Origin of the sequence: Rhodoferax sp. (assembly GCF_011391645.1) — a bacterium.
Classification (GTDB): domain Bacteria; phylum Pseudomonadota; class Gammaproteobacteria; order Burkholderiales; family Burkholderiaceae_C; genus Rhodoferax.
Window position 1 is genome coordinate 1 of the sequence record NZ_JAABQC010000027.1, and the last position, 24,600, is coordinate 24,600.

Annotated in this window: 24 protein-coding genes and 2 tRNA genes; 7 read left to right on the top strand and 19 right to left on the bottom strand. The window is 57.3% G+C overall.

Annotated elements, in window-relative coordinates; genetic code table 11:
• A partial coding sequence (locus GPS82_RS05455) for an ADP/ATP-dependent (S)-NAD(P)H-hydrate dehydratase (RefSeq protein WP_296491906.1) occupies window positions 1–421 on the top strand: 421 nt, incomplete at its 5' end.
• Window positions 422–431: 10 nt separating this feature from the next.
• Here GPS82_RS05455 and GPS82_RS05460 read toward each other — a convergent pair.
• Complete coding sequence (locus GPS82_RS05460) at window positions 432–1,190, bottom strand: SDR family oxidoreductase (protein ID WP_296491909.1); 759 nt, start codon at window positions 1,188–1,190, stop codon at window positions 432–434.
• A gap of 25 nt (window positions 1,191–1,215) precedes the next feature.
• Window positions 1,216–3,513, bottom strand: coding sequence for a ribonuclease R (rnr, locus tag GPS82_RS05465; protein WP_296491978.1), 2,298 nt, complete (start codon window positions 3,511–3,513; stop codon window positions 1,216–1,218).
• Window positions 3,514–3,536: 23 nt separating this feature from the next.
• On the opposite strand from rnr, the gene GPS82_RS05470 reads away from it, so the two are divergent.
• Window positions 3,537–3,621, top strand: a tRNA-Leu gene (locus tag GPS82_RS05470).
• Between the two features lie 123 nt (window positions 3,622–3,744).
• On the opposite strand, the gene rimO is transcribed toward GPS82_RS05470, so the two are convergent.
• The 9 genes from rimO to GPS82_RS05515 all read right to left on the bottom strand — a co-directional run bounded on the left by rimO (window position 3,745) and on the right by GPS82_RS05515 (window position 12,297).
• Window positions 3,745–5,139 (bottom strand): 30S ribosomal protein S12 methylthiotransferase RimO, encoded by a 1,395-nt coding sequence (gene rimO, locus GPS82_RS05475; protein WP_296491912.1) that lies wholly within the window; start codon window positions 5,137–5,139, stop codon window positions 3,745–3,747.
• A gap of 18 nt (window positions 5,140–5,157) precedes the next feature.
• On the bottom strand, window positions 5,158–5,697 hold the full coding sequence (phaR, locus tag GPS82_RS05480) for a polyhydroxyalkanoate synthesis repressor PhaR (protein ID WP_296491914.1): 540 nt from the start codon (window positions 5,695–5,697) through the stop codon (window positions 5,158–5,160).
• A gap of 6 nt (window positions 5,698–5,703) precedes the next feature.
• Window positions 5,704–6,213, bottom strand: coding sequence for a molybdenum cofactor biosynthesis protein MoaE (locus GPS82_RS05485; protein WP_296491917.1), 510 nt, complete (start codon window positions 6,211–6,213; stop codon window positions 5,704–5,706).
• Window positions 6,214–6,218: 5 nt separating this feature from the next.
• Window positions 6,219–6,470 (bottom strand): MoaD/ThiS family protein, encoded by a 252-nt coding sequence (locus tag GPS82_RS05490; protein WP_296491919.1) that lies wholly within the window; start codon window positions 6,468–6,470, stop codon window positions 6,219–6,221.
• Window positions 6,467–7,705, bottom strand: a complete 1,239-nt coding sequence (gene glp, locus GPS82_RS05495; protein WP_296491920.1) for a gephyrin-like molybdotransferase Glp — start codon at window positions 7,703–7,705, stop codon at window positions 6,467–6,469. Before glp ends, GPS82_RS05490 begins: the two co-directional genes overlap by 4 nt.
• Window positions 7,702–8,235, bottom strand: coding sequence for a molybdopterin-guanine dinucleotide biosynthesis protein B (gene mobB, locus GPS82_RS05500; protein WP_296491924.1), 534 nt, complete (start codon window positions 8,233–8,235; stop codon window positions 7,702–7,704). Before mobB ends, glp begins: the two co-directional genes overlap by 4 nt.
• Window positions 8,232–9,659: a threonine synthase gene (gene thrC, locus GPS82_RS05505; RefSeq protein WP_296491927.1), complete on the bottom strand. Its 1,428-nt coding sequence runs from the start codon at window positions 9,657–9,659 to the stop codon at window positions 8,232–8,234. The genes mobB and thrC overlap by 4 nt, the downstream gene beginning before the upstream one ends.
• A 1-nt stretch (window position 9,660) precedes the next feature.
• Entirely contained in the window at window positions 9,661–11,001 is a 1,341-nt protein-coding gene (locus GPS82_RS05510; RefSeq protein ID WP_296491928.1) for a homoserine dehydrogenase, read from the bottom strand.
• Between the two features lie 69 nt (window positions 11,002–11,070).
• Entirely contained in the window at window positions 11,071–12,297 is a 1,227-nt protein-coding gene (locus tag GPS82_RS05515; RefSeq protein ID WP_296491929.1) for a pyridoxal phosphate-dependent aminotransferase, read from the bottom strand.
• 104 nt (window positions 12,298–12,401) lie between these two features.
• On the opposite strand from GPS82_RS05515, the gene GPS82_RS05520 reads away from it, so the two are divergent.
• From GPS82_RS05520 to GPS82_RS05530, 3 genes are all read left to right on the top strand, one after another.
• Window positions 12,402–12,782, top strand: coding sequence for an Mth938-like domain-containing protein (locus tag GPS82_RS05520; protein WP_296491931.1), 381 nt, complete (start codon window positions 12,402–12,404; stop codon window positions 12,780–12,782).
• 164 nt (window positions 12,783–12,946) lie between these two features.
• The gene (locus tag GPS82_RS05525; RefSeq protein WP_296491934.1) at window positions 12,947–13,432 is read left to right on the top strand and encodes a peroxiredoxin; all 486 of its coding nucleotides are present in this window, start codon (window positions 12,947–12,949) and stop codon (window positions 13,430–13,432) included.
• 178 nt (window positions 13,433–13,610) lie between these two features.
• The gene (locus GPS82_RS05530) at window positions 13,611–15,278 is read left to right on the top strand and encodes a PhoH family protein (protein WP_296491937.1); all 1,668 of its coding nucleotides are present in this window, start codon (window positions 13,611–13,613) and stop codon (window positions 15,276–15,278) included.
• 59 nt (window positions 15,279–15,337) lie between these two features.
• Here the strand turns inward: GPS82_RS05530 and dnaB are convergent, their stop codons facing one another.
• The 7 genes from dnaB to GPS82_RS05565 form a co-directional block, all read right to left on the bottom strand.
• Window positions 15,338–16,747 carry a replicative DNA helicase gene (gene dnaB, locus GPS82_RS05535; RefSeq protein ID WP_296491940.1) on the bottom strand — a complete coding sequence of 470 codons (1,410 nt, stop codon included), beginning with the start codon at window positions 16,745–16,747 and terminating at the stop codon, window positions 15,338–15,340.
• 123 nt (window positions 16,748–16,870) lie between these two features.
• A tRNA-Lys gene (locus GPS82_RS05540) sits at window positions 16,871–16,946 on the bottom strand.
• A 57-nt stretch (window positions 16,947–17,003) separates the two neighbouring features.
• Window positions 17,004–17,762, bottom strand: coding sequence for a tRNA threonylcarbamoyladenosine dehydratase (locus tag GPS82_RS05545; RefSeq protein WP_296491942.1), 759 nt, complete (start codon window positions 17,760–17,762; stop codon window positions 17,004–17,006).
• Entirely contained in the window at window positions 17,759–18,529 is a 771-nt protein-coding gene (ybgF, locus tag GPS82_RS05550; protein WP_296491944.1) for a tol-pal system protein YbgF, read from the bottom strand. The genes GPS82_RS05545 and ybgF overlap by 4 nt, the downstream gene beginning before the upstream one ends.
• Before the next feature lie 14 nt (window positions 18,530–18,543).
• Window positions 18,544–19,083, bottom strand: a complete 540-nt coding sequence (pal, locus tag GPS82_RS05555; protein ID WP_296491948.1) for a peptidoglycan-associated lipoprotein Pal — start codon at window positions 19,081–19,083, stop codon at window positions 18,544–18,546.
• Between the two features lie 19 nt (window positions 19,084–19,102).
• The gene (gene tolB / locus GPS82_RS05560; RefSeq protein WP_296491950.1) at window positions 19,103–20,371 is read right to left on the bottom strand and encodes a Tol-Pal system beta propeller repeat protein TolB; all 1,269 of its coding nucleotides are present in this window, start codon (window positions 20,369–20,371) and stop codon (window positions 19,103–19,105) included.
• Window positions 20,372–20,381: 10 nt separating this feature from the next.
• Window positions 20,382–21,233: a glycosyltransferase family 2 protein gene (locus tag GPS82_RS05565; protein ID WP_296491952.1), complete on the bottom strand. Its 852-nt coding sequence runs from the start codon at window positions 21,231–21,233 to the stop codon at window positions 20,382–20,384.
• A gap of 68 nt (window positions 21,234–21,301) precedes the next feature.
• Between GPS82_RS05565 and GPS82_RS05570 the strand changes: the two genes are divergently transcribed.
• Window positions 21,302–22,102, top strand: coding sequence for a glycosyltransferase family 2 protein (locus GPS82_RS05570; RefSeq protein WP_296491955.1), 801 nt, complete (start codon window positions 21,302–21,304; stop codon window positions 22,100–22,102).
• A 6-nt stretch (window positions 22,103–22,108) separates the two neighbouring features.
• Window positions 22,109–23,854 (top strand): lipid A export permease/ATP-binding protein MsbA, encoded by a 1,746-nt coding sequence (msbA, locus tag GPS82_RS05575; protein WP_296491956.1) that lies wholly within the window; start codon window positions 22,109–22,111, stop codon window positions 23,852–23,854.
• 62 nt (window positions 23,855–23,916) lie between these two features.
• Here the strand turns inward: msbA and GPS82_RS05580 are convergent, their stop codons facing one another.
• Window positions 23,917–24,582: an O-antigen ligase family protein gene (locus GPS82_RS05580; RefSeq protein WP_296491958.1), complete on the bottom strand. Its 666-nt coding sequence runs from the start codon at window positions 24,580–24,582 to the stop codon at window positions 23,917–23,919.
• Window positions 24,583–24,600 lie beyond the last annotated feature (18 nt).

Below are 24,600 nucleotides of genomic sequence, written 5' to 3' on the forward strand. Positions count from 1 at the left end.
CCAGCTGCAGGCCCTGCTGCGCGCGCGCGGCCAACAGCAACGCGCCACGGTCCTGACGCCGCACCCGCTGGAAGCCGCCAGGCTGCTGGCTGGCAGTGCGGCTGAGGTTCAAGCCAACCGGCTGGAAGCTGCTCAACAACTGGCCCGGCGTTTTGCCTGCACCGTGGTGCTCAAGGGATCAGGCACGCTGATTGCCCAACAAGACACCACACCGGTCATCAACCCGACCGGCAACGCCAGGTTGGCCACAGGCGGCACCGGTGATGTGCTGGCGGGATTGATTGGCGCGCGCCTGGCTGGGGGCCTGAATGCCTTTGACGCCGCCTGCCAGGCCGTCCACCAGCATGGTCGGGTGGCAGACGACTGGCCACCAGACCAGGCGCTGACGGCTGCGCAACTGGCCAAAGCACTGACTTCGTAAGCGCAAGTTTTTAGCCGCGACCGGCAAAAGGCATGTTGGTTGCCATCACGGTGTGGAACATGACGTTGGCCTGCAAGGGCAAATTGGCCATGTAGAGCACCGACTGTCCCACAATCGCGACGTCCATCACCGGCTCGATCGCCAGGGTGCCATTGGCTTGCAAAATGCCGGTTTGCATGCGCTGCGTCATATCGGTGGCCGCATTGCCAATGTCAATCTGTCCCACGGCGATGTCGTACTTGCGACCATCGAGTGAGGCGGTTTTTGTCAAGCCAGACACGCCATGCTTGGTGGCGGTGTAGGCCACCGAATTGGGGCGCGGTGTGGTGGCCGAAATGGAGCCGTTGTTGATGATGCGCCCGCCCATCGGGCTTTGCGATTTCATGACCCGAAAGGCCTGGCGCAAACACAAAAACATACCGGTCAGATTGATGTCAACCACTTTTTGCCAATCGGCCAGTGCCAGATCTTCGAGCAGCACACCCGGCGGTGCGCTGGTGCCGGCATTGTTGAACAGCACATCGACACGGCCAAATTTGTCCACGGCCGCATCGAACAGCGCCACCACCGAGGCTTCCTGTGAAACATCGGCAGCCACCGCCAGCGAGCGCTCTGTGGCGCCAGACAAGGCCGCCACGTCCAGCAGGGGCTGCAGGCGCCGCCCCGCCAGCACCACATGCCAGCCGTCAGCCAGCAAGGCCAGCGCGGCGGCCTTGCCAATGCCCGAGCCGGCGCCCGTGACTAGCGCAACTTTGGGGGTTTCTGTCATGATCTTGAGGTGGTTTCAGGTTGGACTAACTGCGCCGACGCGACTTACGCGCCTTGTCCTTTGCTTTGGCTGGCGCTGGTGCCTTGGAGGTCCCAGTGCGTTTGGCGACACCGGCGCGGGCCAAAGGCTCAGAGATTTTTCGGCTGCGCCGGCCGCCACTGGCCATGCTGGCATCGTCATCAAAGACTTTGCGCGGAATGCCCTCGTAGGCCAGACTGCGTTCTTTGGACCCATGGTTCAGCAAGGCATCGTTCTCGGCGATCAATCGAAAGTCAATGCGGCGGCCATCCAGGTCGACCCGGCTCACCTGCACCCGAACCCGGGTGCCCAACGCATAACGCATGCCGGTGCGCTCGCCCCGCAACTCCTGACGTGCCTCATCAAAACGGTAATATTCGCCGCCCAGTTCGGTGATGTGGATCAGCCCTTCGACGTACATGGCGTCGAGCGTCACAAACAGGCCAAAACTGGTCACGGCGCTGACCACGCCACCAAATTCTTCTCCCAGGTGCTCGCGCATGTACTTGCATTTGAGCCAGGCCTCTACGTCTCGGCTGGCCTCGTCGGCGCGACGCTCGTTGGCGCTGCAATGCAGCCCGGCAGCTTGCCAGGCCTGCATGTCGACACTGAGCTTGCGCGGTTTTTGTCCCGGCTCGGCGACACGTGAAGCCAGGTTTTTCTCCAGCCGTTTGGACAGCTTGGCATGTTGCTCACCCGGCGTGGGCAAAATCGGGAGCTGGTACCTGGACTTGAGCAAAATCGCCTTGATCACCCGGTGCACCAGCAGATCCGGATAACGCCGGATGGGGCTGGTGAAGTGGGTGTAGGCCTCAAAAGCCAGGCCAAAGTGACCGCTGTTGACGGGCGTGTAAATGGCCTGCTGCATGGAGCGCAGCAGCATGGTCTGGATTTGCTGGGCGTCGGGACGGTCCTTGGTGGCCTTGGCAATGGCCTGAAATTCGGCAGGCGTCGGGTCGTCGCTGACGCTTAAGCCAACGCCGATGATCTTCAGAAAATTGCGCAGCAATTCAATCTTCTCTGGCGTGGGGCCTTCATGCACCCGGTACAAGCCGACATGCTTGCTTTGCGCGATGAAATCAGCGCTGCACACGTTGGCGGCCAGCATGGCTTCCTCGATCAGCTTGTGCGCGTCATTGCGGGTGCGCGGCATGATTTTTTCAATATGGCCCGCTTCGTCGCAGACGATTTGCGTCTCCACCGTTTCAAAATCAACCGCGCCCCGGCGTTCGCGCGACTTGAGCAAGGCCCGGTACACGTCGTGCAGGTTCATCAGATCGGTGATGCGCTCCTTGCGCCGGCTCGCTTCAGGTCCGCGCGTGTTGGCCAGGATGGCGGCCACCTCGGTGTAAGTGAATCGCGCATGGCTCCACATCACCGCCGGGTAAAACTGGTAAGCCGTCACCTCGCCGTCCGGGCTCACCATCATGTCGCAGACCATGCACAGGCGTTCAACCTCGGGGTTCAGGGAGCAAAGCCCGTTGGACAGCTTTTCGGGCAGCATGGGAATGACCCGGCGCGGAAAATAAACGCTGGTGGCGCGGTCATAGGCATCAATGTCAATGGCAGAGCCGTTCTCAACGTAATGACTGACATCGGCAATCGCCACCAGCAACCGCCAGCCTGACACCGCCGTCTTGCCACGGCCTATCTTGACTGGCTCGCAGTACACGGCATCGTCGAAGTCACGTGCGTCCTCGCCGTCAATGGTGACCAAAGACACATCCGTCAGATCAACACGCTGGCTCTTGTCTTGCGGGCGCACCATGTCAGGCAGACCCCGGGCCTGCGCAATGCAGGCGTCAGAGAATTCATGCGGCACATCATATTTGCGCACCGCAATTTCGATCTCCATGCCGGGGTCATCCACGTCGCCCAGCACTTCCTTGATGCGACCCACCGGCTGGCCAAACAACGCCGGCGGCTCGGTCAGTTGAACCACCACCACCTGCCCCACCTTGGCCAGACCGGTGGCGGCTTTTGGAATCATCACATCCTGGCCATAACGCTTGTCTTCAGGCGCCACAATCCAGATGCCGCTTTCGCACAGAAGGCGGCCAATGATGACCTGGGTGCTGCGCTCCATGATCTCGACCACACGCCCTTCCGGCCGGCCTTTGCGATCACTGCGCACAATGCGCACCTTGACACGATCCTTGTGCAAGACGGCGCGCATTTCATTGGGCGGCAGGTAAATGTCCGACTCGCCGTCCTCGCGCGTCACGAAGCCGTGACCATCACGGTGCCCTTGGACTATTCCTTCAACTTCTTCCAGCAACGAGCTGGTTTGCTTGGTATTTTTGATACAATGCCTTTCTTTCCTGAAATGCCCAGGTGGCGGAATTGGTAGACGCACTAGTTTCAGGTACTAGCGAGTAACTTCGTGGGGGTTCGAGTCCCTTCCTGGGCACCAATATAAATGAATTCCATTTGTCTTTTATGAAAATAAATGGAAGCTTTGAATAAAAAGCCGCTACAAAAGTCTTCAATTTTGCAGCGGCTTTTTTGTTTGCTGAAACCATTTTAAGCCGAGTGCTCAAAATGGCTGAGCGATCAGGTCATGGCCCTGCGCGGCCACAACTCTTGCCTTGGTAAATTCCCCGACCCGCAGGGTTTTGCTGATTTTCTCGGGTGGCAGCAATTTGACAACACCGTCGATCTCAGGGGCATCGGCGTATGACCGGCCAACACCACCTTTTTTACCCAGACCGGGCGCGGAATCCACCAAGATCTGCATGGTGGCGCCTACCCGCTTTTGCAGCTTGGCAGCAGAAACTTCCTCGGCCACCGCCATGAAGCAGGCGCGCCGCTCTTCACGCGCTTCCTGCGGCAACATGCCGCCCAATTCATTGGCGGCAGCCCCCGCCACCGGGCTGTAGGCAAAGCAACCGGCACGGTCAATTTGCGCCTCACGCACAAAATCAAGCAGGTGTTCGAACTCGGCTTCGGTTTCGCCCGGAAAACCGGCAATGAAGGTACTGCGCACCACGATGCCCGGGCAGGCCTCGCGCCAGCGCAGCAGCCTTTCCATGTTTTTCTCACCGCTGGCCGGACGTTTCATGCGCTTGAGCACATCAGGGTGGCTGTGCTGGAATGGCACGTCCAGATAAGGCAGGATCAGCCCGGACGCCATGAGCGGCAGGATGTCATCCACGCTCGGATACGGATAGACGTAGTGCAGTCGCACCCAGGCGCCATGCGCTTGTGCCATCTCGCCCAAAGCCTGGGCCAGCTCGAACAAACGCGTCTTGATCGGTTTGCCATTCCAGAAACCGGTGCGGTATTTCACGTCCACGCCGTAAGCCGAGGTGTCCTGGCTAATCACCAGCAATTCCTTGACACCGCCTTCAAACAGGGCCTGTGCTTCCTTGAGCACATCGCCAATCGGTCGTGACACCAGATCGCCGCGCATCGATGGAATGATACAAAAGGTGCAGCGGTGGTTGCAGCCTTCGCTGATTTTGAGGTAAGCGTAGTGCCTTGGCGTGAGCTTGATGCCCGCCACGCCGAAGGTGTTGGGGACCAGGTCGATAAATGGATCATGCGGCTTGGGCAGGTTGGCATGCACGGCATCCATCACCTCCTGGGTGGCATGGGGGCCGGTCACTGCCAGCACACTGGGGTGCATTTGGCGCACCAGGTTGCCGCCGCCCTCGCCGGCTTTGGCACCCAGGCAACCGGTGACGATCACCCTGCCGTTTTCAGCCAAAGCCTCGCCGATGGTGTCAAGGCTTTCCTTGATTGCGTCGTCAATGAAGCCGCAGGTGTTGACAATCACCAGATCGGCGCCCTCGAATGTCTTGGAGGTTTGATAGCCTTCAGCACTGAGCTGCGTCAGGATAAGTTCGGAGTCAGTCAGCGCCTTGGGGCATCCCAGGCTGACAAAGCCCACTTTGGGTGTCCTGGCGGTTTGGGTCATGGAAACATTCATTGAAAAGGTTGCGGCTGGTTATTTGGGAAGCTTGTTGATGCCAAGGGCACCGAACATCTGCCCGGCCTGCTTTTGCATTTGCTCCTGCATTTGCACCAGCCAAGACTTGGACTGCTCCAGGCTGCCACCCAACATGGCTTGCATGACCGGCGGCTGGATGGCTGTGTACTGTTTCCACATTTCTGGTGTGAAACCCTTGGTTTGCTCGGCAAACCGGGTTTGGGTGTCGATCAGGGTCTGGATGTTCTTTTCCAGGTAGCCACCCAGAAAACCCTGCATCGCATGACCGTAGAAGCGTATCAAACTCTCCAGCACCGGCGCGGTGAACATGGGGGAACCACTGGTTTCGGCTTCCAGAATGATCTGCAACAAAATGCTGCGGGTCAGGTTTTCACCAGTTTTTGCATCCACCACTTCAAACGGCTCACTCTTCATCACCAGGTCTTTGACTTCCAACAAGGTGATGTAGGTGGAGGTGGTCGTGTCGTAAAGACGGCGGTTGGGGTATTTCTTGATGACGCGGTGCGTCGCTGGCATGTCGGAATTTTTGTCTTGCATATCGAATCAATGTTGAGCATCCAAGCTCGTATTGTCAAGGGCAATGCCCCATTTGGCCAGTGCCGCATCATCACTGACACGGGCATCAACCCAGCGCGCGCCGTTGGGCGTTTGTTCTTTTTTCCAGAAGGGGGCCTGGGTTTTAAGGTAATCCATCAAAAACTCGCAGGCCTGAAAACTCTCGCCCCGGTGCGCCGAGGTCACCGCCACCAGCACAATTTGATCCAGCGGAGCGAGCAGGCCCACGCGGTGGATGACTCTGGCACCAAAAATATCGAAGCGCTTGAGTGCAGCGTCGATCATGGCCTCGATTGATTTTTCGGTCATGCCCGGATAGTGCTCCAGCTCCATGCTGGCGATGCTGCCGGCCTCACCTGCAGTGCGATCACGCACGGTGCCGATGAAGCTGCAAACGGCGCCCACGCGCGGATTCTGGGCACGCAAGGCAGCCACCTCGGCGCTGAGGTCAAAGTCAGCGGTCTGAATGCTGACGCGGGGTGCATGGCAAACGGGCATGGGCGTCAGCCTCCGGTCACGGGTGGGAAAAAGGCCACCTCGGCGCCCTCGCCCATGGCAGCAGACTCGTCACACATCACCTGATTGAGCGCCATGCGCACCGCCTTGCCACGCGCCAGGCAGTCCGCATAAGCGCCGCCCATGGCAATGAGTTCTTCACGCAATGCACCCGGCGATGGGGCCTGGGTGTCGCGCTGCTCGCTTGCAACGCCAATGGCTTCGCGAATGGATGCAAAATATTTCACCGTGACCTTCATGCCAATAACTCCGCAAAAGGAATGAAACGTACCATATCACCGGCGGCAATAGCGACGCCTGGCGGGTTGTCCACCAATCCGTCACCCCAGACCGCCGACGTCAGGACCCCCGAACTCTGGTTGGCAAACAGATCCAGACCACCCGCCGGGTTGCGTTTGACGCGCAGGAATTCACGGCGCCTGTCGGCCCGCGGCCAATTGAAATCAGCGCGCACGTTGACCGACTGCGGTTCCAATTGGCCAGCCCCCTGTAGCTTCAGCAAAAACGGGCGCACCAGCAGCAAAAAAGTCACGAAGCTCGACACCGGGTTGCCCGGCAGGCCGATAAAGTGGGCGTTGGTAACCCGGCCGTAGGCAAAGGGCTTGCCCGGTTTGATGGCGATTTGCCAAAGATCAAGATGCCCCAGGCTTTGCACAGCAGGTTTGATATGGTCTTCTTCACCCACCGAAACACCACCACTGGTCAAAATCACATCATGATTTTCAGCAGCTTTGCGCAACGCGAGGATGGTGGCTTCACGCTGGTCGGGAACAATGCCCAGATCAGTCACCTCACAGCCCAGGCGCTTCAGCAGGGCTTTGAGGAAAAACCGGTTCGAGTTGTAGATGGCGCCGGGTGGCATGTCCCGCGGCGCCACCGCCCCCGGCATCACCAGTTCGTCACCGGTTGAAAACAACGCCACCCGCGGTCGACGCGCCACGCTCAAGAAATCCATGCCAATGCTGGCCGCCAGACCCAGCTCAGCCGGCGTCAAGCGCACACCGCTTGCCAGCACCGCCGCACCGCGTGTCACATCCTCGCCCGCCCGGCGTATCCACTGGCCCGGTTGCGGTGTTACCTTGATGCCAACGGCACCATCAGGCTGCACGTCGCAATCCTCCTGCATCACCACGGCGTCGGCGCCCACGGGAATCGGCGCGCCGGTAAAAATACGCGCCACGCTCATGGCCGCCAGCGGCGTGCCCGAGCTACCCGCCGGAATCCGCTGGGAAACCGGCAATGCTCGCGCCGGATCAGTCAGGTCAGCGCAGCGCAGCGCATACCCGTCCATGGAACTGTTGTCTTGCGGCGGCACCTGCAGTTGCGACACCAGATCCTGCGCCAGCACCCGGCCATCCGCATCTGCGGTCGCGACCTGCTCTGCGCCATCCAGCATGTCGGCGTATGCCAGCAATTGAGCCAGCGCTTCGTCCAGTGATCTCAAGGGTTTGGCGGCCGGACGTTCAGTGGTCATGCGTAATTCTCAAAATCATAGTCAAAACGCGCACCTTGTGAAACCAGCCAGGCCACCACCGCATCGGGGTCATTGAGGTCAAGCACAGGTAGTTGTGACTTGACTGGCAATTGGTCGGCAGAATCGGTTGCGATGGCGGTGATGAAGTCGTCATCGGCGTAGCGCGTTGGCTTGCCGGTGGCGGCGCGCCAGACCTCGATTTTCAGCAAGTCGGAATCCTTGAAACCCTCCACCAGAACCCAATCGACACCCTCGTACAGTTCGGCGAGCAAATGGTGCACGGTGGGCCGCCTGGCCACTTCAAATTCACGCATCAGGGCCAGCCGTTGATCCGAGGCAACCACCACTTCAAAGGCGCCTGCCTCGCGGTGACGGTAAGTGTCCTTGCCTTCGTGGTCAATGTCAAAACGGTGATGGGCGTGTTTGACCACCGACACACGCAGTCCTTTGTGGCGCAGCGCCGGGATCAAACGCTCAACCAGCGTGGTCTTTCCGGAACCGGAAAAACCGGCAAAACCAACAACCTTCATGGGCAGTGACTGGCAACAAAGGCTTTGATCGCCTGGACATCGGCCGCCATCAAAACGACGCGCTTGGGCAAGGCCTCAATGCCGTTGAATTTGGCGGGGCGATCAGGTTCGCGCCCCGTGGCCTCGACAATGGTGGAGGCAAACTTGATGGGCAACGCGGTTTCCAGAACGATCATCGGCACACCCGCCTGCACATGCTCACGCGCCACCTTGACACCATCTGCCGTGTGCGTGTCGATCATCATTGCGTGACGCTCATAGGTGTCCTTGATGGTCGCCAACCGATCCGCGTGGCTGCTCTTGCCGCTGTCAAAACCGTACCGGCTGGCGGCCTGGCTGAAAGCGGGATGAGCTTCCAGGTCAAAAAAGCCGACACGCGCCAAGGCATCCCCAAACAACGATTTGATGCGAGCACCATCGCGCCCCAGCAGGTCAAACACAAAGCGCTCGAAGTTGCTTGCCTTGGAAATGTCCATCGACGGGCTGGAGGTCTCGTGGGTGTCGGCGCTGGCACGCACCCGATAGACACCAGTCTTGAAGAATTCGTCGAGTACGTCGTTTTCATTGGTGGCAACCACCAGGCGGGCAATCGGCAAGCCCATCATGCGCGCCACATGGCCGGCGCAAACGTTGCCAAAATTGCCGCTGGGCACGGTGAAGCTGACCTTTTCGGTGTTCTTTTGCGTTGCCTGAAAGTAACCGGCAAAGTAGTAGACCACCTGCGCCAGCAGGCGCGCCCAATTGATCGAATTGACCGTGCCAATTTTGTAGCGGCGTTTGAAGTCGAGGTCGTTGCTGACGGCCTTGACCATGTCCTGGCAATCGTCAAAAACGCCCTCAACGGCAATGTTGAAAATGTTGTCGTCCATCAGGCTGAACATTTGCGCCTGCTGGAACGGGCTCATGCGGCCCTGCGGGCTGGTCATGAAGACGCGCACGCCCTTTTTGCCACGCATGGCGTATTCGGCAGCGCTGCCGGTGTCGCCGCTGGTGGCGCCCAGGATATTGAGCTCTTCGCCGCGGCGCGCCAGCTCATACTCGAACAGGTTGCCCAGCAATTGCATCGCCATGTCCTTGAAGGCCAGCGTCGGGCCGTTGGACAAGGCCTCCAGCCAGATGCCAGCCTCCAGTGGGCGCAGCGGCACGATCTCGGGCGAACCAAACACCTCAGCCGTGTAGGTTTTACGGCACAAAGCTTTCAGGTCGGCCGCAGGGATGTCGTCAATGTAGAGCGACAACACCTCGTGCGCCAATTCGGCATAACCCTGGTTCTGATAAACGCCACGCCAGCGGGTCAAAGTGGCGTCATCCACCTTGGGGTAATGTTCCGGCAGATACAAACCGCCATCGGGCGCCAGGCCTTCGAGCAAAATGTCGCAAAAATGCTTGGGGCTTTGGTCGCCCCGGGTCGAGATGTATTTCATGTCAGGCCAACTCTTCCTTGCGGATGCGGGTGATGGGCTCGAGCACGGTGGGCAAAGCCTGCATTTTGCTGATCGCGGCATTCATGTTGGCCTCCACGCAGTCGTGGGTCAGGATGATCACATCGGTTTGCGGCACTTGGGGCAACCCGGGAGCCGCCTCGGTGTTGATCTCATCGGCCTCGCGCTGCAGCACGGCGTCAATGCTGATGCCCGCGCCGGCCAGAATGCCCGTGACCTTGGCCAGCACACCGGTCTCGTCCGCCACGCGCAAACGCAGGTAGTAACTGGTGACCACCTCCCCCATGGGCATCACGGGCAGGTCGCTCATGGCATTGGGCTGAAAGGCCAGGTGCGGCACCCGCTGCGCCGCATCAGCCGTGTGCAGGCGGGTAATGTCCACCAGGTCGGCAATCACCGCGCTGGCGGTGGGCTCGGAGCCCGCGCCTTTGCCGTAGTACAGCGTGGTGCCCACGGCATCGCCCTGCACCACCACGGCGTTCATGGCGCCTTCCACGTTGGCGATCAGGCGCTTGGCAGGGATCAGGCAGGGGTGAACCCGCAGCTCGATGCCCTTGGGTGTCCGCTTGGTGATGCCCAGCAGCTTGATGCGGTAGCCCAGTTGCTCGGCATACTTGATGTCGGCCGCACCCAGTTTGGTAATGCCCTCGACATAGGCCTTGTCAAATTGCACCGGAATGCCAAAGGCTATTGCCGACATGATGGTGGCCTTGTGCGCGGCATCAACCCCTTCGATGTCAAAAGTCGGGTCGGCCTCGGCATAGCCCAGGGCCTGCGCCTGCTTGAGCGCAACGGCAAAGTCCAGCCCCTTGTCACGCATTTCGCTCAGGATGAAGTTGGTGGTGCCGTTGATGATGCCGGCAATCCACTGAATGCTGTTGGCGGTCAGGCCTTCACGCAGCGCCTTGATGATCGGAATACCCCCGGCCACCGCAGCCTCAAAAGCCACCATCACGCCTTTGGCCGATGCCGCCGCAAAAATCTCTGTGCCGTGCACCGCCAGCAAAGCCTTGTTGGCCGTGACCACATGTTTACCCGCTGCAATCGCCTCAAGCACCAAGGTCTTGGCAACGCCGTAACCGCCGATGAGCTCAATCACGATGTCAATGTCAGGATTGGCAATCACGGCGCGGGCATCGTTGACAACAGTCACATCCGGCCCAACCAGTTCCTGGGCGCGGGCAACGTTGAGGTCGGCCACCATGCTGATCCTGATACCACGGCCGGCGCGGCGCTTGATTTCTTCCTGGTTACGCAGGAGCACATTGAAAGTGCCTGAGCCAACGACCCCAATGCCCAACAGGCCAACTTGAATAGGTTTCATAATATTTAAAAGTAAGAAGCGGCACCAGGCTCTGTCGAAAAAGCACAGGGCTGCAAATGAAAGTGGGAGTTAATTGCTGTGGCGCTTGCGGTAGCCTTCCAGGAACTTGGCGACGCGGCCGATGGCCTCGCGCAAGTCATCCTCATGCGGCAGGAACACAATGCGGAAGTGGTCCGGCACCGGCCAATTAAAGCCCGTGCCCTGCACCAGCATGACCTTGGTTTCCTGCAGCAGTTCCAAAAAGAATTGCTGGTCGTCCACGATCGGGTACATCACCGGGTCGAGCTTGGGAAACATGTACAGGGCTGCCACCGGTTTGACACAACTCACCCCTGGAATCGCGGTAATGAGTTCATAGGCCAGATCGCGCTGACGGCGCAAGCGCCCCCCCTCGCACACCAGATCGTTGATGCTCTGATAGCCCCCCAAAGCGGTCTGAATGGCCCATTGGCCCGGCACGTTGGAGCACAGCCGCATGTTCGAGAGCATGTTGAGGCCCTCGATGTAGTCTTTGGCCGGCTTTTTGTCGCCAGAGACGATCATCCAGCCCGAGCGGTAGCCGCACGAGCGATAGCTTTTGGACAGCGAATTGAAGGTGAGCGTCAATACATCGTCGCTGAGTGAGGCCAGGGCGGTGTGTTTGACACCGTCGTAAAGCACCTTGTCATAGACCTCATCGGCAAAAAGCACCAAGTCGTGCTCCCGGGCGATCTGCACCAGCGCCTTGAGCAACTCGTCCGAATACAAGGCCCCGGTAGGGTTGTTGGGATTGATCACCACCAGACCCTTGGTGCGGGGTGTGATCTTGGCGCGAATATCATTCAGGTCAGGCATCCAGCCATTGGCCTCGTCACACAGATAATGCACTGGCGTCCCCCCGGAAAGGCTGGCGGCGGCCGTCCATAACGGGTAGTCGGGCGAGGGCAGCAGCAACTCGTCACCATCATCCAACAAAGTGTTGGTCGCCATCACAATCAGTTCACTGGCGCCATTGCCCAGATAAATGTCGTCAAGTGTGACCCCCTTGATGCCCTGCTTCTGGGTTTCGTGCATGACCGCCTTGCGCGCCGCAAAAATACCCTTGCTATCTGAATAGCCTGCCGAATTGGGCAGATTGCGGATCATGTCCTGCTGGATTTCTTCCGGGGAATCAAAGCCGAACAAAGCCAGGTTGCCAATGTTGAGTTTGATGATTTTGTGGCCTTCTTCTTCCATCTGGCGCGCCGCGTCCATGATGGGGCCGCGAATGTCATAACAAACGTTGGCCAGTTTGGCTGATTTACGTATGGTCTTCAAAGTCCCTCCGGGCGTGAGCGCCATATGGCGAAACTTATAATTTGACCACAAGTTCAACCCGCTTCTTTTTAATTCGATCCCATTTGCGCCCCTGGCCCTGCCACATGAAAATTCACCCCGACATCATCAGCGTGCCATTCATCAAGTCCTATGGCAAAGGCTGGGTTCAGGTGGCAGGTGAGCAATTGACCCGCAGCGTGGTGATTGCCTCTGATGGCCGGCGGTTTGAATGGCAGTGCGCACGCTTCGAAGATCTGACAGCCGGGCATTTTGAGCAATTGGCTCAACTGAAAACCGAATTGGTGATTTTTGGCACCGGCGAGCGCTTGCGTTTTCCGGCTGCATCCCTGACCCGTGCCCTGATCGAGTGTCAAATTGGCATCGAGTCCATGGACACCCAGGCCGCCTGCCGCACCTACAACATTCTGGCCGGTGAAGGCCGCCACGTGGCTGTGGCATTGCTGATGGAGTCACCCGGCGGCTGATTCAATAGGCACACGATCTCGCAGTGATGTCACTGCCGCGCGGAAGCAACCGTCAAATCATAGTAAAATATGGCCCTTGTAGTCGCGGGCGCACAAGCGCATTCAGAGGATAGTGTTCGCGACTTGAGAGACCGACGCATCCTGTCACACGAGATCGAAAAAACATGGCGATAGTTGTCAATAAACCCATCCCTGAATTTGAATCTAATGCTACTGGTGGTATCCGGGTCACCAATACCTCTCACCTCGGCCATGTTGTCATTCTGTATTTTTACCCCAAGGACAACACGCCCGGCTGCACCACCGAAGCCATGCAGTTTCGCGACAGATACAAAGATTTTGTAAAGGCAGGAGCCACTGTTTTTGGTGTTTCCCGCGACAACATGCGCTCACACGAAGAATTCAAAATGAAGCTCGAACTGCCGTTTGAGTTGATCGCCGACACTGAAGAAAAAATGTGTCACATGTTCGGTGTTGTCAAAAACAAGATCATGTACGGCAAAAAAGTAAAGGGCATCGAGCGCAGCACGTTCCTCATTGGCGCCGACGGTTTACTCAAGGAAGAATGGCGCGGACTCAAGGTTCCAGGCCATGTGGACGACGTCCTCAAGGCGGTCAAAGATCTTCAAAAGGCACCGGCCCTGGCTTGAATCGTCTTGGGGTGATGAATTCCCCCAAGAACTCAAACCAGAGGTTCTGTCACAAAGGCTCATGCATAATCAAACGCATGCCGAAGACAATTTCTCGTATCCTGAAAAAGCCGCCTGGTTGACATGGCGGCTTTTTCGTTTTTGAACTCGCAATTTTCCTAACGCGCAGGAGTTTTAGATGCCATTGCCCACTGCCCCGTCCAAACGAGCCGCCTTGTTGTCTCTACAGGACTTCAACGTGCCGGCCCGCCCAAAAGCCAAGGGCAGCACGCCAAAACCGCAGTTATCAAAATTACCGGACTTGCCTGGCTTGCCGGAGGCGCCACCACCGCAAGTTGCCCTGAGCGCACCTGCTGCGCAAATCGTAGCGCCAACAGTGTCAGCGCAAACCACGCCCAAACGCCGGCGCGAACCGTCTGTCGCTCAGGCAACGACCCGCCCAAAACGGCGCATCGACGGCCCCAGCAAGCTTTTTGTGCTTGACACCAATGTGCTGCTGCACGACCCAAGTTGCCTGTTCCGCTTTGAAGAACACGACATCTTTTTGCCAATGATCGTCCTCGAGGAGCTTGATGCACACAAAAAGGGCATGACAGAAGTCGCCCGGAACGGGCGTCAAACCAGCCGCTCACTCGACGCGCTGGCGGAGCACCAGGGCTCGGACATACGCACCGGTTTGCTTTTGAGCACCACCGGTCACAAGGAAGCGCGGGGGCGCTTGTTCTTTCAGACCCAACTGCTGGACTATGAGTTGCCCACCAGCCTGCCCCAGGGCAAGGCGGACAATCAGATTCTGGGTGTGGTGGAGGCCCTGCGCAAGCAACACGCGCCCCGCGACGTGGTGCTGGTCTCCAAAGACATCAACATGCGCGTCAAAGCCCGCGCACTGGGTTTGAATGCCGATGATTACCAGAACGACAAAACGCTGGATGACGGTGACTTGCTGTACAGCGGTGCCTACGCATTGCCAGCAGATTTCTGGAACACCCATGGCAACACAGTCGAAAGCTGGCAACAAGGTGCCCATACCTTTTACCGCGTCACAGGCCCGGTCGTGCCCAAGCTTCTGATTAACCAGTTTGTTTACTTTGAAGCTCCGGGTGAGCCCAGCCTGTATGCCAAGGTTACCGAGATTCGCGGAAAAACGGCTGTTTTCAGAACTCTGAAAGACTACACCCATCTGAAAAATGCGGTGTGGGGCATCTCAACCCGCAACCGGGAACAAAACTTTGCCATGAACCTGTTGATGGACCCGGAAGTGGACTTTGTCACACTGACGGGCACGGCGGGTACCGGAAAAACCTTGATGGCGCTGGCTTCGGGCTTGACGCAGGTGCTTGATGAGCGGCGCTACACCGAAATCATTGTCACCCGGGCCACGGTGAGCGTCGGCGAAGACATTGGCTTTTTGCCGGGCACCGAAGAAGAAAAAATGGGCCCTTGGATGGGTGCCTTGGATGACAACCTGGAAGTGCTGGGCAAAACTGACACCGCTGCCGGCGAATGGGGCCGCGCTGCCACCAATGAACTCATTCGCAGCCGCATCAAGATCAAGAGCATGAACTTCATGCGCGGTCGCACCTTCCTCAACAAATATGTGATCATCGATGAAGCTCAAAACTTGACGCCCAAGCAGATGAAAACACTTATTACCCGGGCCGGGCCGGGCACCAAGATCATCTGCATGGGCAATATCGCGCAGATTGACACGCCTTACCTGACCGAAGGATCATCCGGCCTGACCTACGCAGTGGACAAGTTCAAGGGCTGGCAGCACAGTGGTCACATCACGCTGGCGCGAGGTGAGCGTTCGCGCCTGGCTGATTTTGCGAGTGAAGTTCTTTAATCAGTTGGGGTCAGAGCACGTCGCCGCGCGAGTGGTCTGACCCACAAGGTCTCAGGATTTTAGAAATCCCCACTGGCGCCATTGGCCAGGGACTCAAACTTGGTGATCTTGTTCAGGAACGTCAGTTTCACGACGCCAGTGGGGCCGTTTCGTTGCTTGGCAATGATCACTTCGGCCACGCCGGGCTCTTTGCAAGCGTCCTTGGTGTAGTACTCGTCGCGGTAAATGAACATGATGATGTCGGCGTCCTGCTCGATGGCGCCCGACTCTCGCAAATCGCTCATCATGGGGCGCTTGTCCGGACGGGTTTCGACGCTGCGATTCAATTGCGAGAGCGCCATCACCGGGCACTTAAGCTCTTTGGCCAGCATCTTCAAGCCGCGCGAAATTTCACCCAACTCGGTGGCGCGGTTTTCGCCGTCGCTGTTGCTGGAGCCACTCATCAACTGCAAATAGTCCACCACGATCAAACCCAACTGACCGCATTGACGTGACAAACGGCGGGCATTGGCACGCAGCTCACTCGATGTCAAACCAGCCGATTCGTCAATGTGCAGCGAGACGGTGCGCAATTTCTCGATCGCTTCAGAAAGACGAGGCCATTCATCGTCGGTCAACTTGCCAGTGCGCAGATGTCCCTGGTCGATGCGGCCAATGGAACCCACAATACGCACCGCCAATTGAGCCGCGCCCATTTCCATCGAAAACACGGCCACAGGCAGGCCCTCATTCAGGGCCACATGCTCGGCAATATTGATGGCCAAAGCTGTCTTGCCCATGGAAGGACGCGCAGCCAGCACGATCAGGTCGCCGCCCTGCAAGCCCGCTGTCATGCGATCCAGGTCGTAAAAACCGGTGGGCACACCGGTGACATCGTTGGGGTTGTCAGCCATTTCCTGAACCCGGTCGAGCAACTCCACCACCAGCGTGTCCATGGTCTGGAAGCCTTGTTTGGTGCGCGCACCCTCCTCGCCAATGTTGAAAATCTTCTGCTCGGCCTCATCCAGAATGGACGCCACAGGTCGCCCCTTGGGGTTGAAGGCATTGGCTGAAATCTCTTCGCTGGTGGACACCAGTTTGCGCAAGATCGAGCGCTCGCGGACGATTTCGGCATAACGGCGGATGTTGCCGGTGCTCGGCACGTATTGGGCAAGTGCATTGAGATAAAGCAGACCCCCAATTTCTTCGGCCTTGCCAGAACTCTGCAATTGCTCATAGACCGTAATGACGTCAGCCGGTTTGCCAGCGTTGATCAACACACTCAAGGCGGCGAAAACCTGACGGTGCTCAAAGCGATAAAAGTCGATTTCGCTGATCACATCGCTGACCCGGTCCCAGGCGGCGTTGTCCAGCAGCAAACTACCCAGCACGCTGGATTCGGCCTCAATCGAATGCGGCGGAATGCGCAGTTGGGCAACCTGGCGATCTACGCCAAGGTCATCGTTCAGTGAGGGGAGTACGGCAGACATGATGGTTCCTTCGGACTCTTGATGTTACGGCTTGAAGCTGCGGTTTGGCTGCAGCTATTGATGCAAATTTACCAGGGACACCAACAAAAAAGCCCGATCTGGATAGACCGGGCTTAAGAAAAATGGTGGGATGTGCGGGGGTCGAACCCACGACAAACGGATTAAAAGTCCGCTGCTCTACCAACTGAGCTAACATCCCGATACAACATATTGTTGCATTTTGGCAAGCCTCAAATTATAAACAAATTCTCCCGACTTAAGCGCTGGCTGAACTCAATTTATTCAAAATGACACCCGCAGCACACATGCCAAAGCTTGCCGTCACCGTCACCACTGAACCAAAGCCGTGGCAGTTCAAGCTGCCATCCCCTGCCACACCACAAGAACCATCAGGCGGCGCGACAGCTTCCGGACTGTAAACACAGGTGATTCCCAATTTTTTCTTCGCCCCCGTGACGGCAAATTCCTTGCGCAACTGGTAGCGGACTTTTGCCAACAAGGGATCATGGGACACCTCCAGCAGATCAGCCACAGCCATCTTTTCAGCACACTTTTTGCCACCCGCAGCGCCCACCATCACATGCAGCGCCCCGGTTCTTTTGGCCCAAATCGCCATGGCCGTCTTGGCTCGGGTTTGGTCGCACGCATCAACCACGGCATTCACTCCCGCAGGTAAAATTGCAGGCCAGTTATCAGGCTCGGCAAAAGCCTCCACACAGTTGACCTGACACTCGGGGAAAAAAGAAAGAATCCTTTGCCGCATCGCGATCACCTTGGCCTGGCCGATGCTGGCCTGAACCGAGTGGATCTGGCGGTTGACGTTGGACTCTGCCACCTGGTCGTAGTCGACCAAAGTGATTTGACCCACACCGCTTCTGGCCAGGGCTTCTGCAGCCCAGGAGCCCACCCCGCCGATTCCGACCACCGCCACATGGGCAGTGCGGATTCGTTCAGCAGCGGTCAGTCCGAATAAGCGATCAAGACCACCGAAACGGCGGTCTGGCAAGGTTGTCATTTGAGTGTTGCGAGGCGCTCTTTGGCTGCCACGGCAGCTTCAGATTTGGGATACGCCTTCACCAGATCAGCAAGCGTTTTGCGCGCGCCTTTGGAATCTTTAAGTTCCAACTGGCAGTTGGCGATTGACAGAACCGCCTCGGGAGCGCGCACATGCTCAGGGTCTTTGGTGATCAGAGTGCGAAAATTGGCCATGGCTTCTTTGTAATTTCGCAACGCATACTGGGCATTACCCAACCAAAACAACGCTGGAACCACATAACCACTGGAAGGACGACGTGCGACAAAACCAGAAAAAAGGCCTTCTGCTTTCACATAATCACCTTGCCTGAAAACGGCCAACGCCGCCTCGTACTCCTGCTTCTCGGCCGGATCAGCCAAAAACTCGACACCATCAAGCTCGACCCTGGCAGGTTCGAGCTTGCTCAGTCGCTCTTTCACCGTCAGCGCCTGATCTTTTTGCTGACGCTGAACTTCCGACAACTCACGCATGAGCTGTTCATTGTTGCCACGCAACGTTGCAACCTCCATCTTCAGCAGTTCGATTTGACGTTGCAAATCGAGCAGACTTCTGCCCATGCTTGTCAATTCCTGGGTAGAGGCCTGACGCGCCTGATCTGCATCGGAGCGCATCAGCTCGACACGTTGACGCAAATCGAGGATCGCCCTGCGGGCTTCATCATCCTCGAACAACGCGGCGTGCAAACTGCTGAATGAGCAGAGACAGACCAGCAAGACGGCCGATGACCTGGACAACAGAATCGACATGGGTTGCACACACTTCATGGGTAACGGATCTCGGCACGACGATTTTTGGCGAAAGCGGCCTCTTCGGCTCCAGTGACAACCGGTTTCTCCTCACCAAAACTCACAGCTTCCATCTGGTTTGATGAAATTCCCAGAATGGACAAGGCATTGCGCACAGCCTCGGCCCGCTTTTGCCCTAATGCCAGGTTGTACTCGCGACCACCACGTTCGTCAGTGTGCCCCTCGATGGCTATTCTGCGCGTTGGCTGAGCGCGTAAAAATCTTGCATGCGCCGCAATCAACTCCTGAAATTCTGGCTTGATAACAAAGCTGTCATAGTCAAAATAAACAAGGCGTGACACGGCCGGCGCGACGGACTGATTGGCCATATCACCCACATTTCCAGCCCCCGCCCCGCCGCCCTGGACGCCCGAACCCGCTGCGCCTGCAGCCCCCGGATCAGTGGCAACGGATGTGGGCGTTGCATCTGTCACGGGTACGTCATTGAGCGGCACCGAGGTACCGCACGCAACCAGAAAAATCGAGACCAAACTCGCCAAAATAAAATTTTTCATACCGAATCACTCCAAAAAACTACTGCTTGAAAAAAGGACCCCAATGAGGTTCACGTATGTCGCCCTGCTGTCCACTTAGCCTGGCCTTGACCTTGCCATCCAGCGTACTCGTCATCAGCGCCTCGCGGCCCTGCAGTTGTGTGGCATAAACCAACATCTTGCCGTTGGGTGCAAAGCTGGGGCTCTCGTCTGCGGCAGCATCGGATATGACACTCACCGCGCCATCAGCCAGGTTCATTAAATGCAGCTTGAAAGCCCCCCCCACCCTTGAAATGTAAGCGAGCCAGCGGCCGTCCTGGCTGATGGCCGGTGAGATGTTGTAAGAGCCATTGAATGTAATACGCTCCACCCCCTGCCCGGTTGCCGTGACACGGTATATCTGGGGCGTGCCACCGCGATCACTGACAAAATAAATGTGTTGCCCATTGGGGGAAAACACGGGTTCGGTGTCAATGCTGTCCGATTGAATCAGCCGACGCGGCTCACCCCCTGCCGACGGCAGCAGAAACAATTGGGAGCCGCCGTCGCGGCTGAGCGTCAGGGCCAGTGTCCTGCCATCAGGAGACCAGGCCGGCGCACTGTTGGAGCCTTTGAAGTTGGCAATCAGGCGGCGTTTGCCGGTGCTCACGTTGTGCACATAAACCACTGGCTTGCGCGATTCAAACGACACATAAGCCAGTTGGTTGCCATCGGGTGACCAGGCCGGCGAAATAATGGGCTCCGGGCTGGCCAGCGCCGACTGTGCATTTTCACCATCTGCGTCGGCCACCCAAAGCTGGTAGCGCTGCCCCGTTTTGGTCACGTAAGCGATGCTGGTTGAAAAAGCTCCTTTGTCACCGGTCAATTTTTCATAGATGTCATCAGCCACGCGGTGTGCAGCCAGGCGCAAGTTTGGCGCCGTCACGGCAAAGCTCTGACCGCCCAAATCCTGCCCCTTGACCACATCCCACAAACGGAAACGCACGTCAAACCGGCCATCCGCCAGCCTTGTCACACTGCCCGAGGCAAAAGCATCAGTACCGGCCTGACGCATGGAGGAAAGCTCGGGGCGTGAAGATTCATCAAACACGCCGCCCGGTGGTGCGATCACGCGAAACTGGCCGCTACGCTCGAGGTCAGCCTTGATGATTTCCGAGATTTTTTGCGGCAATGCCTCCTGTCCGCGAAAAGGCGCAATCACCACCGGCACCTGCGTCAAGCCAACGCCGGAGACTTCGATCCGGAACTGGGCAGAGGCCGGGAGGCATACGAAAAAACTAAGTATGGAGAAAAAGAAATGTTTGATCATTGATAGATTATTACAGTCTGGTCACAACAACATCGCCACTTAGGTGATTCTGAGAATACCCCAATGTGGATCGAACAATGTCAGTTTTAACACGCTCCCTGACGGTATCCGCATTCAGTGACACATTGTTACGGCTGGCTTCCTGGTGCCACAGATGATAAACCTCGGTGGCGCAATAGCCGTTTTTTCGAACTACGCCCGCATGATGCAGTCGCAACACAAAATCTGCATCATCGTGTCCCCAACCCACAAATGACTCATCAAACCCGTCAACGAGCTCATAGTCACACCGCCAAGCTGCCAGGTTACAGCCCCGAATGCCCTTCCATTTAAAGTCTTTATGGATGCGGAATTTGCCATCAGGCAGGCGCAGCAAATGGGTTATCTTGTTGATATTTCGTGAAAAATACTGACCTGACCAGTAAAGCCAGGAACGACCAAAGATATGCTCCCCGGCCTTGATCACTGCATACGTCAACTCTTGTGATAGCAACACTCGGCTGCCATTAACAAAATAGCCAGGCTCAGCTAAGCGCCGATGTTGCGCAATGAAATCCACTTCTGGCACACAGTCGCCATCCATAAAAATAAGGTATTTTCCATTAGACGCAGCAACGCCATTATTGCGATTTTTATTTAGGGAAAATCCCACGTCCGGGTGCCAAACATGCACTGCGTGAAGTGCCCTAGCTGCGGCAGACTCCAAAATCGCTTGACGATGATCAGTTCGCGAACCGTCGTCGGCCACTATGACCTCAAAATTTCGATCAACTTGGCGCACAAAACCCTCGAGGACGGCCAGCAAGGCGTCACTGCGGTTGTAGGTGGTAATCACCACGGAAACAAGGTTGGAAGGATTCATTTTGAACTAGACTACACGCGCGCAAAATGCACGCCGAGCAGGCGAATCCAAGAATACTACCATCCCCGATGAACAAAATTTCCGTCTACATCATTGCCTACAACGAGGCCGAAAAGGTGACGGCTACCATCGAAAGCGCCCAGTGGGCAGATGAAATCGTGCTGGTTGACTCCTGGAGCACCGATGGCACCCCTGAAATTGCCGCGCGCCTGGGCGCCAAAGTGGTTCAGGTGGATTTCAAGGGCTTTGGCGACCTGCGCAATCAGGCGCTTGCGGCTTGCACTCACGACTGGATTTTCAGCCTGGATGCCGACGAGCGATGCACACCAGAAGTACGGGCTGAAATCTGCGCCATCACGCAAGACCCGTCGGCATTGGATGCCTACTGGGTACCGCGCCGCAACTTTTTCATGGGTCGCTGGATCAAGCACTCGGGCTGGTACCCCAACTATCGTCAACCCCAATTATTTCGAAAAGGCCGCATGCGCTATGACCTCAAGCCGGTGCATGAGGGGTTTGTGCTTGACTCCAACCAACCCGTTGGTCATCTGAAGAACGCCATCTGGCAGTTTCCGTTCAAGAACATGAGCGAGGTCATGCACAAGGCCAACCGCTACTCAAGCCTGGGCGCTGAAAAAATCAAACATAAGAAACTTTCCATGGGCACGGCGCTGTCGCACGGCAGTTGGTCCTTTTTGAAACACTATTTCTTCAAGCTCGGTTTTCTTGACGGGTGGCCCGGCTTTGTCATCGCCCTGGGCAACTTTGAGGGCACGTTCTATCGCTATGTCAAAGCCATTGAGGCGCAGAAGGGAGCAGAATGGCAGGCGCCCAAGCAAGCCAAAGCCAGTTCCCCTGGTTCCGATTAGTTGTTCATGTTTGACAGCCCTGTTCTAAGCAACCGTGCCATCTACGCGCGGCTACTCACCTACCTTCGGCCCTACTGGAAGGCCTTCGCCCTGGCGGTAGTTGGCATGGTCGCCATAGCGGCGACCGAGCCCGCCTTTCCTGCGCTCATGAAATACCTGCTGGACCAGGGTTTCAAGACCGAAGATGCCCGCATGATCTGGTTGATACCACTGGGCATCATTCTTTTGTTTGTGGTCAGGGGCATCTTCACGTTCTGCACCAGCTACCTGATGACGTGGATATCCACCCGGCTCATTACTGACTTGCGGCGTGAGATGTTTGCCAAAATCCTCGTGTTGCCCACACAGGTGTATCACGAGCAATCCGCTGGCAAATTGATCTCCCGCCTGATCTATGACGTCAGCCTGATCACCGAGGCGGCGACCACGGTACTGGTCACCATCGTCCGTGAATCGCTCACTGCCCTCGCGCTGATCGCCTACCTGCTCTATCTTGACTGGAAGCTCACGCTCATCACACTTGCCATTGGCCCCCTTTTCGCGTTCATCGTGAAAGCTTTCAGCCAGCGCATACGCGCAGCCAGCCGGCTGTCCCTGGAATCAATCCGGCTGGTGTCGCACGCCATCGAAGAATCCGTGATTGCGCACAAGGTCATCAAAATCTTTGGCGGACAGCCGCAACAAAGCGAGCAGTTCCGACTCGACACCGAGCGCCTGCGACGCGCCATGATGCGCGAGGCGGTACCGGCTTCTGCAATCACCCCCATCACGCACCTGGCTGCCTCGGTGGCCGTTGCCATCATCACCTACCTGGCCTTGAGCCAGACAACAGGTCAGGCCGGCTCATCTCCGGGTGGTTTCATCTCTTTCATCACGGCCATGCTGATGCTGATTTCGCCGATCAAGAAACTCACATCGGTCAACTCGATCCTGCAACGCGGCCTCGCAGCCTGCGAAAGTGTTTTTGCGCTGCTTGACTCACCCTCGGAAGACGACAGTGGCAAGGTTGATTTAATCCACGCCAAGGGCAGCATCGACTTTGACCATGTCGGCTTTACCTACCCTGGGGCCGACCGAATGGCTCTTGAAAACCTTAACCTGAGCATCGGCGCTGGCCAGACTGTTGCCCTGGTTGGCGCCTCTGGCGGCGGCAAAACCACCATTAGCGCGTTGATTCCCCGCTTCTACCGCGTATCTGCTGGCCACATTCGCATTGATGGCATTGACATCAATGACCTGACCCTGAGCAGCCTGCGCCACAACATTGCGCTGGTCAGTCAAGACATTGTTTTGTTCAACAGCACGATCGAAGCCAACATTGCCTTCGGATCACGCGACACCTGCAGCCGAGAGGATGTGATTCGGGCGGCCCGCGCCGCCAATGCCTGGGACTTCATTGAACAGTTGCCTGAAGGGTTGGACACCCCTATCGGAGAAAACGGCGCCAAACTTTCGGGCGGACAGCGTCAGCGCATCGCGATTGCGCGCGCCCTGCTAAAGAACGCGCCGATCCTGATTCTTGACGAAGCCACCTCGGCGCTTGACACTGAATCGGAACGCCTGGTTCAGGCAGCCTTGACCACGCTCATGAAAAACCGCACCACCCTTGTCATTGCCCACCGGCTCAGCACCATCGAGCGCGCCGATCTCATTTTGGTACTGGACCAGGGACGAATCGTCGAAGCAGGAACCCATGCCGAACTGCTGCGAGCCAACGGCTATTACGCCAATTTAAGCCGGTTGCAGACTTGAAATATGTAGAAGCCCCCCAGCGAATGCTTGCGTCTCAGACACGCGCTTGACGCCTCTTGTGCTCACCGCTTGGGCGCTGTCCCAGCATGAATGCCATAGGCCAACAAAACACCGAGTGACAAACAAAAGAATGAGCCAATATGGGCATCGTAAATCGATGAATTGAAGAGACAAGACACCACCAAAGCCGCCAAGACTGATTGCCCGGCCCTGGCGATGGATTCGTCCATTTCGAGAAAGTCCTGTCTGACAGCAGCTAAAAAAGCCAGCAAAAGCAGGATGCCGCCCACACCCAGTTGAACGCCCCACAATAAAAACTCCTGGTGCGGGTTGCTGGCTGCCTTGAGCGCCTCAAAGTCAGGATTTTTCAAGCTTTCGTTTTTGTTGTATTGCGTCGTCCAACTGCCAGCACCCGACCCGGCCAAAGGATTCTGAGCCATGACTTCCAGGGACGATTTCCAAAAATATAGGCGAATTCCCGTTGAAGTCGTAGCCGCTGGCTTTTCCATATAGGACGACACTTCCGACTCGGCGGTTAAAAATCGCTGGGGTACGGCACCCAAGTTATAGGCCATAAATGCTATCAGCGGGGGGATGGCGATTGCCACCAGGCGCCATCGCCGGGGCAAGGCCCAAAAAACGGCAAGCGCCACCATGACCAAACCCACCAGTTGCCCGGTGCGCCCCACAAACACGATAAAAACACTCCCCAAGGCCAGCAAAGACACGGCAATGGCGCCATAAAA

Bases quoted from the DNA above. Each gene is read 5' to 3' on its own strand.
- msbA (WP_296491956.1), top strand. From the start codon at position 22,109: ATGTTTGACAGCCCTGTTCTAAGCAACCGTGCCATCTACGCGCGGCTA.
- GPS82_RS05485 (WP_296491917.1), bottom strand. From the start codon at position 6,213: ATGCCCGTTTGCCATGCACCCCGCGTCAGCATTCAGACCGCTGACTTT.
- GPS82_RS05520 (WP_296491931.1), top strand. From the start codon at position 12,402: ATGAAAATTCACCCCGACATCATCAGCGTGCCATTCATCAAGTCCTAT.
- glp (WP_296491920.1), bottom strand. From the start codon at position 7,705: ATGACCACTGAACGTCCGGCCGCCAAACCCTTGAGATCACTGGACGAA.
- mobB (WP_296491924.1), bottom strand. From the start codon at position 8,235: ATGAAGGTTGTTGGTTTTGCCGGTTTTTCCGGTTCCGGAAAGACCACG.
- tolB (WP_296491950.1), bottom strand. From the start codon at position 20,371: ATGATCAAACATTTCTTTTTCTCCATACTTAGTTTTTTCGTATGCCTC.
- GPS82_RS05460 (WP_296491909.1), bottom strand. From the start codon at position 1,190: ATGACAGAAACCCCCAAAGTTGCGCTAGTCACGGGCGCCGGCTCGGGC.
- GPS82_RS05510 (WP_296491928.1), bottom strand. From the start codon at position 11,001: ATGAAACCTATTCAAGTTGGCCTGTTGGGCATTGGGGTCGTTGGCTCA.
- GPS82_RS05570 (WP_296491955.1), top strand. From the start codon at position 21,302: ATGAACAAAATTTCCGTCTACATCATTGCCTACAACGAGGCCGAAAAG.
- GPS82_RS05565 (WP_296491952.1), bottom strand. From the start codon at position 21,233: ATGAATCCTTCCAACCTTGTTTCCGTGGTGATTACCACCTACAACCGC.
- dnaB (WP_296491940.1), bottom strand. From the start codon at position 16,747: ATGTCTGCCGTACTCCCCTCACTGAACGATGACCTTGGCGTAGATCGC.
- GPS82_RS05530 (WP_296491937.1), top strand. From the start codon at position 13,611: ATGCCATTGCCCACTGCCCCGTCCAAACGAGCCGCCTTGTTGTCTCTA.
- GPS82_RS05545 (WP_296491942.1), bottom strand. From the start codon at position 17,762: ATGACAACCTTGCCAGACCGCCGTTTCGGTGGTCTTGATCGCTTATTC.
- thrC (WP_296491927.1), bottom strand. From the start codon at position 9,659: ATGAAATACATCTCGACCCGGGGCGACCAAAGCCCCAAGCATTTTTGC.
- rimO (WP_296491912.1), bottom strand. From the start codon at position 5,139: ATGAATGTTTCCATGACCCAAACCGCCAGGACACCCAAAGTGGGCTTT.
- ybgF (WP_296491944.1), bottom strand. From the start codon at position 18,529: ATGTCGATTCTGTTGTCCAGGTCATCGGCCGTCTTGCTGGTCTGTCTC.
- pal (WP_296491948.1), bottom strand. From the start codon at position 19,083: ATGAAAAATTTTATTTTGGCGAGTTTGGTCTCGATTTTTCTGGTTGCG.
- GPS82_RS05490 (WP_296491919.1), bottom strand. From the start codon at position 6,470: ATGAAGGTCACGGTGAAATATTTTGCATCCATTCGCGAAGCCATTGGC.
- GPS82_RS05525 (WP_296491934.1), top strand. From the start codon at position 12,947: ATGGCGATAGTTGTCAATAAACCCATCCCTGAATTTGAATCTAATGCT.
- phaR (WP_296491914.1), bottom strand. From the start codon at position 5,697: ATGCAAGACAAAAATTCCGACATGCCAGCGACGCACCGCGTCATCAAG.